Source organism: Paracoccus cavernae (assembly GCF_042430175.1).
Taxonomy (GTDB): Bacteria; Pseudomonadota; Alphaproteobacteria; order Rhodobacterales; family Rhodobacteraceae; genus Paracoccus; species Paracoccus cavernae.
Window position 1 is genome coordinate 1 of sequence record NZ_JBHMDZ010000015.1, and the last position, 13,505, is coordinate 13,505.

The 13,505-nt window shown below is 57.1% G+C and carries 10 protein-coding genes and 1 pseudogene; 8 read left to right on the forward strand and 3 right to left on the reverse strand.

From position 1 onward, the window contains the following. Positions 1-343, reverse strand: a pseudogene (locus ACFFUC_RS11345) (transposase); the annotation flags it as partial. A gap of 505 nt (positions 344-848) precedes the next feature. On the opposite strand from ACFFUC_RS11345, the gene ACFFUC_RS11350 reads away from it, so the two are divergent. From ACFFUC_RS11350 to ACFFUC_RS11375, 6 genes are all read left to right on the forward strand, one after another. Further along, entirely contained in the window at positions 849-1,928 is a 1,080-nt protein-coding gene (locus ACFFUC_RS11350) for a helix-turn-helix domain-containing protein (protein WP_377686314.1), read from the forward strand. A 525-nt stretch (positions 1,929-2,453) separates the two neighbouring features. Next, on the forward strand, positions 2,454-2,753 hold the full coding sequence (locus tag ACFFUC_RS11355) for a transposase (protein ID WP_377686315.1): 300 nt from the start codon (positions 2,454-2,456) through the stop codon (positions 2,751-2,753). Between the two features lie 217 nt (positions 2,754-2,970). Continuing rightward, positions 2,971-3,471 carry a toxin-activating lysine-acyltransferase gene (locus ACFFUC_RS11360; protein WP_377686317.1) on the forward strand — a complete coding sequence of 167 codons (501 nt, stop codon included), beginning with the start codon at positions 2,971-2,973 and terminating at the stop codon, positions 3,469-3,471. Positions 3,472-3,473: 2 nt separating this feature from the next. Beyond that, positions 3,474-4,490, forward strand: coding sequence for a Hint domain-containing protein (locus ACFFUC_RS11365; protein WP_377686320.1), 1,017 nt, complete (start codon positions 3,474-3,476; stop codon positions 4,488-4,490). 176 nt (positions 4,491-4,666) lie between these two features. Continuing rightward, positions 4,667-7,285: a tetratricopeptide repeat protein gene (locus ACFFUC_RS11370; protein WP_377686321.1), complete on the forward strand. Its 2,619-nt coding sequence runs from the start codon at positions 4,667-4,669 to the stop codon at positions 7,283-7,285. 156 nt (positions 7,286-7,441) lie between these two features. After that, positions 7,442-10,519: a glycosyltransferase gene (locus tag ACFFUC_RS11375; RefSeq protein ID WP_377686322.1), complete on the forward strand. Its 3,078-nt coding sequence runs from the start codon at positions 7,442-7,444 to the stop codon at positions 10,517-10,519. A 107-nt stretch (positions 10,520-10,626) separates the two neighbouring features. On the opposite strand, the gene ACFFUC_RS11380 is transcribed toward ACFFUC_RS11375, so the two are convergent. Further along, positions 10,627-11,358, reverse strand: a complete 732-nt coding sequence (locus tag ACFFUC_RS11380) for a CatB-related O-acetyltransferase (protein ID WP_377686323.1) — start codon at positions 11,356-11,358, stop codon at positions 10,627-10,629. A gap of 189 nt (positions 11,359-11,547) precedes the next feature. On the opposite strand from ACFFUC_RS11380, the gene ACFFUC_RS11385 reads away from it, so the two are divergent. Next, on the forward strand, positions 11,548-12,480 hold the full coding sequence (locus tag ACFFUC_RS11385) for an IS5 family transposase (protein ID WP_377686325.1): 933 nt from the start codon (positions 11,548-11,550) through the stop codon (positions 12,478-12,480). Between the two features lie 66 nt (positions 12,481-12,546). Here ACFFUC_RS11385 and ACFFUC_RS11390 read toward each other — a convergent pair whose 3' ends face one another. Then, positions 12,547-12,924 carry a hypothetical protein gene (locus tag ACFFUC_RS11390; RefSeq protein WP_377686327.1) on the reverse strand — a complete coding sequence of 126 codons (378 nt, stop codon included), beginning with the start codon at positions 12,922-12,924 and terminating at the stop codon, positions 12,547-12,549. A gap of 259 nt (positions 12,925-13,183) precedes the next feature. Here ACFFUC_RS11390 and ACFFUC_RS11395 point away from each other — a divergent pair, with 259 nt between their 5' ends. Then, on the forward strand, positions 13,184-13,444 hold the full coding sequence (locus tag ACFFUC_RS11395; protein WP_377686329.1) for a hypothetical protein: 261 nt from the start codon (positions 13,184-13,186) through the stop codon (positions 13,442-13,444). Positions 13,445-13,505: the final 61 nt, after the last annotated feature.

Genomic DNA, 13,505 nt, shown 5'->3' on the forward strand with positions numbered 1-13,505 from the left:
GGACCTGGCGCCCGGCGGCTCGATATCCCGACAGAGATACTCTTCTGCCTGCGGCTCAGGGTGGAAAAATCGGGAACCGGCCAAGCCAGTTTTGCCGTCTCCAGGATGCTGGATACCATCCCGGTCGTTTGCCGGAGAGGCAGCCAAACAACACCTTCACCATCAGGCAGAACTGTATCGCAGCATCGCTGAACGCCGGCGGACGCCCCGGACGTCCAGCACTGAGGGTAAGCCAAACCATGTCTCGGTCCAGCCAGACAAGTAGCGAGACGCGCCACTTCAGCGCCTCGTTATATGATTTCCAGTTCTTCGTGCGGTCGCGGGCTGGTGCAGGCTTCGTCATGCCGAGATGTTAACATACAGGATTCGCTTGACGAATCCTGCCGAACGGACAGCTCTGCAACAACGCTGCGTCGCTCAGCCAGAAAAAAATTGCTGATCGATCAGATTTCTTTGCGGCGACCGAGTCGCGCCAGAAGCCTAGAACCAATGGGCCTGACCCCAAGAGGGATTAACTCCACGGGAAGGAAAAATGATGCGTAATATGGATAGCATACAGCCGCCGGTAGGTTTAGGGCATTCATTTGTGCGTGCAAGTTGATGGTTATTGTTGTGCCTATAGCAACGAATAATTATCACGCACGAGGGCACTCGAAAGAATGCCTGATAGCACAAACTATAACCAACTTTATGTTGTTAAGCGTTATTAGAGGTCGCATGGACTTTGTCGAGTTCCAGCCCATGAAGCGTCTGCAGATAACGGTCACTGAGTGGCCTGTGCATTGCAAGCACTTCATGAGGCTGCTTGAAATTGCGAGATCGAAATCGCAAAAAGGAAAGCGCGACGCATGATCGAGCAGGAGTGTTTCACGCCCACTCAGCTTCAATATTTTTCAAATAAATTTACTGATAGCGAATCCTTAGCGGCAAGCATTCCTGGGGGAAAGGTGGATTCTCTGCCAACAGGGCATGTTGATTTCCTCGGAAAAGCTAGATTGGTTGAGCTTGGGCACAATATCGCGCTGCAATCTGCTTGGGCTAACGCTCCGGTTTCTTTTAGAACCGAGTTGGCTAGTGTGGGGGGGGCAACTCACTCTTTTTTCTTTGTGGGTAACAACGCTGCAGACCCGCAATCAGCAGTAGATGGTATTCACCTGAGAACTAATGCCGTTCTTATGCGCCGTAGCGGAGATGTTTCGAACCTCAAGACGTCGAGTGCACTCGATATAGGCGCGGTGTGTATCCCGGATTTGACTCTTCAGCGTGCCTTGTCAGCATTGACGGGCAAAGAAAAAATGGCGACGCCGTTAGTTCGAGGTATGTTGAGAAATGCCGATATGGTTCAGATGGCTAACCTACGTTGCCGATACTCGGACATAATCTCCATGGTCGACGCCGGAAGGTGGGGCACCGCCGCAAATAGCAGGGCACTGACGGACTTTGCAGGTGATGGAATCATCACCGGTATAGTCAAGCTTCTTGATACAGGCGACTTGAAGATCGATCACTTGGCACATCGACTGCAAACTGCTTCAATGCGTAGGATCGATCAGCTGATTGATGAGGACAGTGATTGCCTGATCGGATTGCAAGAGCTATGCGAAGGTGCCCGGCTTTCGCTGAGAACTATCGAATCGATCATTCGCCGCCGTATGGGTATGACCGCGCATTCCTACTTGCAACGGCGTCGTCTTAGCCGTGTGCGCCAGGCTCTGCTGACTCCCCGCGAGATAAGGACGGTTACCTCTATCGCTATGGATCACGGATTTACACATTTGGGTCGTTTTTCGGCTTTCTATCGACAGATGTACGGCGAATTACCGTCAGAAACACTGCGCAAGGCTACTGGGAGATTAATCAGTAGTCCTCCTCATGATAAGGGCTGCGTGAGTAGAACTTCCTCAGCAGAATCGATGAAGACCTCCTGATAAAGAAGAAGAGATTCACTGAATCTCAAATCATGGGAAGGATTACCGGGTACAGCATCGGTTTGTCGGAAAGTTCCCTGGGAGCCGATCCGGTGTTTTCTCGACTGTGCATCGCCGATTGCTCCGGTACAAGGAGCAATCCACATACGAAAAATAGACTATGGCGAGGCGGTATGGTATTGTTCATTTGGTTAGAATTGTCCAGATTGGCGATAATGCCGAGCCGCCGTCCTCCATCACGTGCGCAAAATAAGGTGGTCGGTTGACTCGGCAGGTGGATAATCCTCTCTATGATTAAGGTGCTGCATAAGTAGAGTTTTCTCGTGAGCCGAGCGCTGAGGAGATTCGAATGGCGTTGTTGCAGAACTCGTGTCCGGCAGGATTCACCTTGCGAATCCGGTAGGTTAAGAGGCTTGTCATGAGCAAGCCTGAAGCCGCCCGCTACCGCACGACGAACTGGAAGTCTTACAACGAAGCCCTGAAGCGGCGTGGCTCGCTGTTGATCTGGCTCGACAAGGACATGGTTTGGCTCGCCGCCAAGGCTGGGCGTCCGGGCCGACCGCCGGTGTTCTCCGATGCTGCGATACAGTTCTGCCTGATGGTGAAGGTGTTGTTTGGCTGCCTCTCCGGCAGACGATCGGGATGGTATCCAGCATCCTGGAGATGGCAAAACTGGCCTGGCCGGTTCCCGATTTTTCCACCCTGAGCCGCAGGCAGAAGAGTATCTCTGTCGGGATATCGAGCCGCCGGGCGCCAGGTCCGCTGAAGCTACTGGTGGACAGCACCGGCATCACACCCGCCCAGAAACTGAAAATGGCTGCGTGAAGTCTACGGCCAAACCCCGTTAAGACGGGGAGGATTACCAGGTCAGGTTAAGTTTGATCTCGTGCGGAATATGGATAGCAAAAACTAAGATGGCGTGTTCTGAGATGGTAGACGCCTTTGTCGCTGTCGCTTCTTCCGACCTGTTGGAATAGTCGAAACGTAAAATACGGTTGGCTCGAAAAAAAGACACAAAAATGGCAAGATATCCGAGGTTCCCGTGACGTCCCCCCCTAATATCCAACCTGAGTTTCCTAGCCCAGAAGCCATCTCTGCCTACGGCGCCCTTAGCTTTCTTTATATGCACTCCTCGCGCCATGCAGAATGGTCCTTACGCGATATTCGCCGGATCGTGCAGCCGCCTGTCGACCTGAAACAGACCCGGATTTTTTATTACGACGGTGTGCCCCGCGCGGCTTGTACTTGGGCGCACCTTAATGACCAGGCCGAGCGTCAGCTTCTGGCCGGGGCCTCTCTGAAACCTGCTCAATGGCGCAGTGGACCGCAGTTATGGCTGATGGAAATCATAGCACCCTATGAACAAGGCACCGGGGCCAACGCCTTTAGAGCATTCATGGAGCACATTCCCGATGGCATCCAAAGCTTCCACTATTTGCGAGTGAGCGCTGCGGGCAAAGTGCGGCGCGTCGTGAAGTCGACACGCCTGCGTGATGGCTCGTGGGGGGCAAAAATCATTAGGACTGAAGCTGAAAGGAATTAAGAATGGGTATCAACCTTACGGATACGACCAATAACCCGGCTATCGTACTGTCCCATGGGACTGAGGAAAGCCCTGGGAACTATGATAATTATACCTACACCATCGACATCAACCAGTTCAGCGACCCCAGCCAGGTGATCACCATCACCGGCGACTGGGGTCGGTCGGACAACCCCGACCTTGATGGTGACGAAACGACGAACGGCGGCGAATACGTCGCGGCACAGATTCCGAACCCCGGCGGCGGTATGTTCTTCGGAAATCTCTCCGTCGATCTGCAAACTGGCAATATGAACTGGAGCTTCACTGTCGCCGAGTTGCAGCAATTTGCTGGGCAGAACTATGACGTTTACTTCGTCGGAAAATATGCCAACCAGAACAGTGATTCTGACCTGTTGAAGCTGGTCATCACCTGCTTCCTGGACGGTACGATGATCGCCACTCCAGCGGGGGAAACCGAAGTTGAGAAGCTGGCCATCGGCGATCTGATCACGAGTGCAGATGGACGGTCCGTTCCGGTCAAATGGATCGGGCGCAAGTTGATCACAAATCACGTCATGCTGTCGGACAAGGCCGCGCCAGTTCGCGTTGCAGCGGGGGCACTTGGCGGTGGTTTGCCGCACAGCGATCTGCTGCTGTCGGCCGATCACGGGCTGATCGTCGCCGGTATGGTGGTGAATGCCGGGGCGTTGGTGAACGGGGGCACGATCTGCTTCGTCGATCTAGCTGATATGCCTTCCGAATTCACCTATTACCATATCGAAACCGAAGCGCATGACGAAATTCTGGCTAATGGTCTGCGCGCTGAAACCTTGGTCGACTACATCGGTCGCAAAGGCTTCGACAATTACGCGGAATATCTGGACCTTTACGGCTGCGATCGAATCATCCCAGAAATGAAGCGTTTGCGTATTGCCTCGCGCCGTCAGCTTCCGAGTGCACTGCGCGACCAGCTGGGGATTGCCGCATTCAGCGACGGGGTCGAGGCCCAAATCGAGGCATTTGGCAAGGCAGCCTAAGCTCTACGCTTTGTTCGACATCACGGCCGGCCATCTTCAAGGTGGCCGGCTGCGCCTTAAAGCCTGAATTATCACTTACACAATTACACTATGTTTCGGATTCTGCCCCCATTTGATCACTGGTCCAGAACCGCGGCCAACCCGACCGTCGCGCCTGAATGCGGGTTGAGCGAACCATGACCTCAACAGCGCAATCACGCTCGTCCGCACCCACACTCTCCGCACCAGTGGAGACAGGCCTATTGCGCGCTCATGAGTTGCGCCAGCAGGGGCGACACGAGCAAAGTATCTTGTGCCTTGAAGATCTTCTGCGCATCTATCCCCGTCATGGGAAAATCTGGTACGGGCTGTCGCTGTCGCATCGGCTGGCGGGGAATTACGACGACAGCATCAGCTTTTGCGATCAGATCCTTGCGGTTCAACCCGGCAATATCGCCGCTTTGGGCGGGCGGGTGGACACCGCCCTGCGGCTGAACCGCTTATCGCAGGCGCTGGAGTATATGAGCGCTGCATGCGACGCCGCTCCGGATCACCTGCCATTTCAGCTTCGCCGCTGCGGACTGCTACGGCAGGCTGGGCAGATCGCACGTGCGCAGGATCTAGCGGTAGAGCTGCACCAGCGCCAACCCGATCTGCCCGGTCTTCAGGCCGAACTAGCCTTCATCGCCCAGGCTGATGGCCGTCCTTTCGACTGTCTGGCGGCCTGTTCGGCGGCACTGGCGCAAACGCCCGGCGATGCGCGGTTGGTGTTGGAGAAGATCAATGCCTTGACTGCTCTACGCCGTTATAGCGAGGCGCTCGCGCAGGCCGAGGCCTTTCTTGCAGCTACCCCGGATCATCCCGCCATCCAGCTACGCCGGGGCTGCCTGCTTTACCAACTGGGGCGCGCGCAAGAGAGCATCAGGTTTCTGTCAGCCTTGGCGCAGCAGCAGCCGCACAATGCCCATATTCTGCTGAATTTGGCGCGTGCCTATCGCCATGGGCAGCAGCATGTCGCGAGCCTTGCGATTCTGGACCGATTGTTGGCTCAAGATCCACAACATTGCGGCGCTCTTCAGGAAAAGCTCGAAACACTTCATCTGGCCGGACATGCCGAAGAACTATCGCGCCTCGTGCAAGAGCTAGCGGATCACTGGGCGGTTGCTGTGCAATCGGCGCAGCGTCTGGCTTTTGGCAGGTTGCTGTGCCGGGGTCTGGCCCATCTTGCAGATGATCAGGCGGGCGAGCTGCTGCGGCGCAATCGCGATAGGCTGGTCACTTTAGGTACTGAACTGTCTGTTGATCTGATTTGGCCGATCTACCGCCGGGCCGATCTTATGGGGCACGGACCGCAGTTTGATGCCTTGGCACGCGCACTTATGGATAAAGACAAGATCGGGCTCAGCACGGCTCGAGCTATCCTGCAAGCCAGTTATCGCGCAGGCATACCACATTGGCACCGGATTGGCCTGCATGTTTCCGATCGTGTCCCGGCCATCGATCGCGCCCGAGTGCTGATGGATCTGGCGGCGTTGTCGGGCTTGCCTGCAAAGGCGCTGGCGCTTCGGCACAAGAGTCCGGCGCGCGCAGGAGCGGATGCAGGGCTGCAGATTGCGATGCTCTTGCGCCAACAAGGCCGGTCGCGAGTAGCAGCCCGATATCTGGGGCTGGTCTGGCGGCACAACCCCGACGATCCAACTGTGCTGCGGGAATATATCAGCAGCCTCTGTGGGGCCGGACTGGGTGCCCGCGCCAAGCAAGTGCTGGCAGCCGCGACCCTGCGTCAGCCCGAGATGTCGCCCAACTGGCGCCGAGTCATCGCACAGGGCTGGGCCGAGTTGGATCACTTGTCCCGCGCCACAGATCTTTGGGCCGAAGGCGATGCGGCAATGATCCCGCATGCCGACTGGTATGTAGCGAATGCGCTGTCGCGAACGGAGGCCAAGGCGCTGAATCCTTTACGTCAACGCCTATGGCAGGACAACTCGCGGCGGCATCTCGCGCCGTCGATACAGGGGTTTCTGCTGGCTGAGGCGGTGCAGCTCGGGGTCCCGGCCCTTGACGCCACCGAGACAACCTTACACGCCATGGCGGTTGTTGCGCGTTGGACCGAAGGGCCTGAACGCAACCCTGCGCCATACTCCCGACCGGTGCCGCACAGCATCGTGCAGTTCTGGAGTCAGGGCACGCCACCACCACAGGTCGCCGGAGCCGTAACTTCGTGGCAGGGCGCGGCAGGCTTTGCGCATCAGTTGTTTGACCGTGATGCCGCGAAAGATTTCCTGCTGGAGCGGTTGGGCGCTGACTGGCTACGTGCGTTTGGCCGAGCCGGTTCTGCAACAGAGGAAAGCGATTTCTTCCGCCTGTGTCATCTCGGCTTGCTCGGAGGAATCTACGCCGATTGCGATGACTGGCTGACCGGAGATGCTGCCCAACTAGTCTGCGGCCCCTCTTGTCTGACGGTCTTTCGCGAACCGACGGGGGCGGTCGGCAACAATTTGATCGTCGCTCCGCCTCGGCATCCGGCAATCCTGTGGGCAGCGATCTGCGCGAAGCGCGCGTTGGAGGAGCGACACAATGAAACCATCTGGGGAAAAACCGGGCCGGGTCTTCTGACCCGGGCAGTCGCCTGGCACATCCAGAAAGCCGCAGCGTCTGGCAACGCGCCGTCGCTGCGTATTCTGCCCCGCTGGCAATTGGGACGGATCGTCCAGTTTCACAGCCCGCTGTCGTACAAATCCAGCAAATCCTACTGGAATCGCCAAGATGTGGCAGGTGCACTCAATGGCCTAGCCGCCCATCTCCCTCCCGTGTAAGTGGCAAAGACATGACCGCTGACTCAAGCAGCCCGACGGCACGGGAATATGGACGCCAACGATTTGGCCGCAATCAAAATCACATCACCTTGTCCGCTAGGGTGGTTTCGCTTTTTCGCCAGGCCTCATGCTAGGGCTGTTGCAAAGGATTTCGACATGAACCGCATTATCAGTAAGCTTCAATTCCGCCGGTCCGAGACAAGCGCCACCCCGCCCGAGATCGCGGGCCATATTGACGGCATCCGTGACCAAGATATCGTCGGCTGGATCCACATGAATGGGCGTTCCGAACCGCTGACGATCGATCTTCTGGTAGATGGTCAGGAAGTCGCCTTGACGATTACGGCTGATGATCATCGTTCTGATGTCGAGGCAGCGGGGTTCGGCGATGGCCGTCACGGCTTCCATTGTACCATGCCCACGACCGATGGTTATGGCCAACCCTGGCAGGATGGCCAGAGCGTGCTTATCGAATTACGCCTTGCCGGTACGCCGCAAACACTCATGCAACAGCAAATCACGTTGCGCTCGCCCGAAACAGACGCCACCATATTGGACTGCGATGGCCGCATTGAAAAGCTAACCGAGACCTACCTGCGTGGTTGGGTGACCAATCGCCAGAATGTCAGCCAGATCTTGCGAGCGGATGTGCTGATCAACGGCACCTTTTTCTGCAAGGCGCTGAATGATCAACCCCGCGACGATCTTGTGCGTCAGGGTCTGTCCAAGGGGGCCGGCGGCGTGCGGATTTCCCTGCCTCTGCGCCAGCTTGGTAGGGGGACGCATGAAGTCTCTTTGCAATTTCCCGATGGCAAGCTGATCAGCAAGACCGTCGAAGTCCGAGGCGATCACTATCGACCCGCCCCAACCGCGCGGATCGCGCCTGCCGATTGCGCGGTAATTGTGCCGGTCTATAACGCAGCTGAGGACGTGGCGATCTGTTTAGAACGCCTGCGGGCCTATACCCCGCCCGAGGTCGATATCCTGTTCGTCGACGATGCCTCGCCCGATCCGCAAATTGCTAGGCTGCTGGAGCAGGCTCGAGATATCCCGAATTTGCGCGTACTACGCAATAACCACAATCTGGGCTTCACCGGCACTGTAAACAGAGGCATGGCAGAGGTTGGGCGCAAGCATCCGATCTTGCTGAACAGCGATGCTCGCGTAACGCCGAACTGGATTGCCGGCCTGTTGGCGGCCGCAAGGTCACGCCCGCGGGTCGCTACGGTGACGCCGATGTCGGACCGCGCCGGTGCCTTTTCTGCGCCTGAGTTGGGCAATGACAACGGCCTGCCACCAGGCGTTGATGAAATCACCTTTGCCCGTGCGTTCCGGCGCCGCGCGCTTGGCCTTTATCCTCAAGTGCCCACCGGCAACGGCTTTTGCATGTTCATTCATCGCGCCTGTCTGGATGAAGTCGGTGCCTTGGATGTCGCGGCATTTCCTCGCGGCTATGGCGAAGAAAACGATTTTTGTATGCGAGCAGGTCGCGCGGGTTGGCTGCATCTGATTGACGATCGTACCTATGTGTTTCATGACCGCTCGAAAAGCTTTGGCAGTGCCAAAGATGGGCTGATGAAGGCAGGTCGTGCAGTGATCGACGCCCGCTACCCTGAATACAAGAAGGCCATCCGAGTCTTTTCGCATGGGGATGACCTGGCACTGGCCCGGATGCAGGCGCGCCGCTCACAAGCCGATTGCCTGAACCCACGCGTCTCTCTGCCTCGGACGCTATATGTCGTGGCGACCCAGACGGGCGGCACTCCGCAGACCAATCTGGATCTAATGGCCGCACTACAAGACAGCCGCGATGCCTGGCTGCTACGCTGCGATTCCAAGCATTTAGTGCTGTCACATTTGCAGGATGGCAAGCTGGTCGAGATTGCCAGTCGTGAACTTAGCGACCCGATCGAACCTATCCGCCATGTCTCGACAGAATATGATGAAACAGTGGCGGGCTGGCTGCAACGCTTTGAATTCGAAGTCGTTCATATCCGCCATCTGGCCTGGCACAGCCTGAATTTGCCGCAGCTGGCTAAGTTGGCAGGTTGTACGGTGGTGTTCTCGTTCCATGATTTTTATACGATCTGCCCCTCGATCAAGTTGTTGCAGGACGATGGGGTCTTCTACGGCGGTGACCTGCAACAGCTGACCGGCGAGGTTACCCCCGAGCTTTGGAAGCCCGATACCATGCCGCCCGCCGGAATGGGTTGGATCCGCTTCTGGCGCGAACGCTTCGACCGAGCACTGTCGTGCTGCGATGCTTTTGTAACCACTTCGGACAGTGCCAGAGCTCGACTTCTGGCGGGACTGCCGGCGATTGAGCCCGCGCGTTTTTTCGTCATCCCGCATGGCCGCGATTTCTCTAAATTGCTGCGGCTTCGGCAGGTGCCCCGACATGGGCAGCCGATCCGCATTCTGGTGCCGGGCAATATAAGCACAGCGAAAGGGCTGGGCGTGATCCGTGCGTTGCTTGAGATAGACCGCGAGCACCTGTTGGAGTTTCACGTACTGGGTCGCACAGAGTCTTCGGTGAAGATTAACGACCCCCGGCTCATCGGGCATGGCGTCTATAACCGCGAGGAATTCACCAGCCGTGTCCAGAGCTTGAACATCCATCTGGGTGCGGTGTTTTCGATATGGGACGAGACCTATTGCCACACATTGACCGAATTGTGGTCAGCGGGCGTTCCAGCGCTGGTATTTGATTTCCCAACAGTGGCGGGTCGTGTGCGCGCCAGCGGTGCGGGCTGGATTCTTCCACATCAGGATATCGAGCAACTTTACCGTAAACTTCTTGAAATTGCGTTTGATACTGCTGAACAGAATCGCGCTGATCTGGCGGTTGCAGCCTGGCAGAGCGGGCCAGGAATGGCGGAATCGACCGGGCTTATGGCTGCGCGCTATCTGAACCTGTACCGCAGGGCACAGGGACAAAATACCCTGCCGGTGGTCGGCGTTGTGTCGGCGTCCGAGGATAAGGCACTGTCAGCAGGAGGTGGCGTCTGGCAACAGGTGGACCCGACCACACAAGACGAGTGCATTTGTGTTGCTATGTCGGCACAAGCACTGTTGGCCAATCTGGAGATTGGCAGTCTAGACGGCGCTCTGGTGCAGATCGACGCCGTGCCTGTCACCTTGGCTGCTAACTTACTAGAAACGCTACAGCAGGCGAGGATTCCTCACCGTATTACCAAGCCTGAGCACTCCGAACACATTGACGCTTCCGCATAGTATATCGGGTGCCGTCGCGTCTTGTGACGGCACCCGATTGATCTTTAACTATAATATTCAGACAGTGAAAGCTTCACTGCACAATGAATTTTCTCTACATGCGCAATCTATACCGCACTCACGATTTCTGGATGATACTGAGGCGCATTGTCTGCATTCATCTTTTCAACCGCCTCAATCGCGGCGTTTATATCAGAAAAAACGATATGGCGCATTTGCCAAGGGGCATAGCGCCACCACTTTAACGCCAGCAGCCGCTTCTTGGTTTTTTCATCAAAGCGCTCGCCTATCTTTCGGGCAGGAACACCGCCAACAATGTCATAGGGGGCCACATCTTTTGTTACCACAGCTCCTGCGCCAATGATAGCTCCATCCCCAACATTAACGCCCGCAATGATAATCGCGTTGTTTCCGATCCAGACATCATTCCCGATGACCGTACGGCGCAATACCTCGGCATGTGCCTTCCTAGTCAGTTGCGGGTCAACTGCATCGGTCTGATAGTCCGTTCTGTTACTCCATTTTTTGGCTTCATTCATATTAAAGCGATAGCTTTGTTGATATTGGAATGGGCTTGTCGAGAGCCACTTGGTGGGGTGATTTGGCTGCCCAATTACAATTCCTGCTGCAATAGAGCAGTAACGGCCAATATCAGTTGTATATACCCGACCATCCGCAAGATAGGTAAATGCACCCAGCCAGCACTTTCCGCTGAATGAGGCACGATTGCTGCGGGCCGGAGGCTCGAATGAAAGAGACCCCAGAGAGTTAATGCTGCGAATATTCACATCAAGCCCTCTGGCTTTCAGTTCCGTAAGATCAAGACGATCAACAGGCATCGGGTCCTCGGTTTGTATAATATTTGCAATTATCTACTTGAAGCGGCAGTAAGTAGATAGACTGTACCGCAAACCTATCGAGCTCAGTTCGGTGTGCACAGAGGTCGACGCTACTTTCGCTTCAGGAGGGCCTTGTTGCGCAAATCCGGGGGGATTCATCTCGTGAATCCAGCATGCTAGCTGGGCAGCATGAGCAAACCTTCGAAGCCGACCTACAAGACCACCAACTGGCAAGCGTATAATCGGGCGCTGAGGCAGCGCGGGTCGCTGACTGTCTGGTTCGATCCCTCGATGCAGTGGGAAGCCATTCCGTCGGGGCGTCGCGGCCGTCAGCAGGCCTATAGCGACGCGGCGATCCAGGCCTGCCTCACCCTCAAGGTCTTCCTCGGGCTGCCGCTCCGCCAAGCGACCGGTTTCGTGGCGAGCCTGCTCGAACTGTCCGGGCTCGGCTGGTCCGTGCCGGACTTCAGCACTCTGTCACGCCGCCAGAAAACATTGAACGTGACCATCCCGTATCGCGGCTCCAAGGGGCCGCTGCACCTGCTCGTGGACAGCACCGGCATCAAGGTTGAAGGCGAAGGCGAGTGGCACACGCGCAAGCATGGCGGCTCGAAACGGCGCGTGTGGCGCAAGATCCACCTCGGAATCGACGAGGAAACATTGGAGGTTCGGGCCGTCGAGGTCACGTCCAGCAATGTCGGTGATGCGCCGATGCTGCCGGACCTGCTTGCCCAGATCCCGGCGGAGGAGGAGATCGCCAGCGTCACCGCCGACGGTGCCTATGACACCCGCGCCTGCCATGACGCCATCGCCGCCCGCGATGCTGCAGCTATCATCCCGCCGAGACGGAATGCGAGGCCATGGAAGCCGGACACAGCCGGAGCCCGGGCGCGCAACGAGATCCTGCGAGCATCGAAGCACTTGGGCCGGGCGCTCTGGCGGAACTGGAGCGGGTATCACCGCCGCAGCCGGGTCGAAACGAAAATGAACTGCGTGAAGCTGCTCGGCCAGCGGCTGATGTCGCGGGACTTCGACCGCCAGGTGGCAGAGGTCCAGATCCGCGCGGCGGTCCTCAACCGCTTCACGGCACTCGGTATCCCCATGACCGTGGCCGCACGATAAGTGTATCCGGGGAAAGGGGAAGTGCGGTCATCAGCTGATTTGCGCAACAGCGCCCGTGGAAATGGGTCATGCCTCGGCCTCCGAAACGGAAGGCAGAACCTCGAACGAGGCGAACAGTGGGACCGCCCAATTGACCGCACTGGCAAGCATGGCGATGCGCGGGGCAATCGCATGAGCATGGTCGCGCGGCAGGCGGTAGCGCAGCACGACACGGGCATCAGGGGCGACGGGGCATTCCCCACCCTTCCACGCATAGGCAACGCCGGTGCGGTAAGCAGGCGCGGCTAAATCGGCCAGCGCGTCGATCATCGCCGAAACCTTATCGGCGCGGTCGATCCAGTAGGCGCGGCCCTCGGCATCGCCTTTGCGGCTTGCTTCGCGGGCCATAGCGCGGGCGTGGATCTCATCGGCAATCAGGCCGGTTCTGTCGGGGGTGTCGAACATTGCATTCTCCCGGTGAAAATGGGGTTCAGCAGGCTCGGGTTCGTCGCTGCTGATGGGGAGGAAAATGCATTAATACATATTTTTGCGTAGCCAAAATGCACATTCTGCCCCGCCCTAACCGGCGCCCACCGATCGGACAGCAAAAAGCCCGTCGGTGAATGAGCAGGATCACTCCGACATGGGGTGTAAAATTTCCCGTAATCGTGTATGATCAGTAATCCGTTCGGTATGCCCGTTCGGTGCTATTGGAGGACCAAACATGGTCCGCGAACGAGAAGAGCGCGCGAGAGAGAGAGCGATGTTGCGCCGCGCAAGCGAGGCGCTGAAACCATCGCCCTCAGATATCGAACTCGATGAGCGCGCATCACGAACATTGGATGAGATGGAGCGCAGGGATGAGTTTGCAGCACGAGCTGTAGTGCGCCGTGAGAGCGATCGCATCGCCAAAAAGGCGAAACGGGAAGAAGCTACGCGAGATCTTGCATGGCGAGGCATCCACGATCTGAGCAAGGTGCGCTGATATCGCGTCTTATTTGGTTGTGGGTAAATTCGGGTCGTTATGATAGTTTAGGCTATCCCGA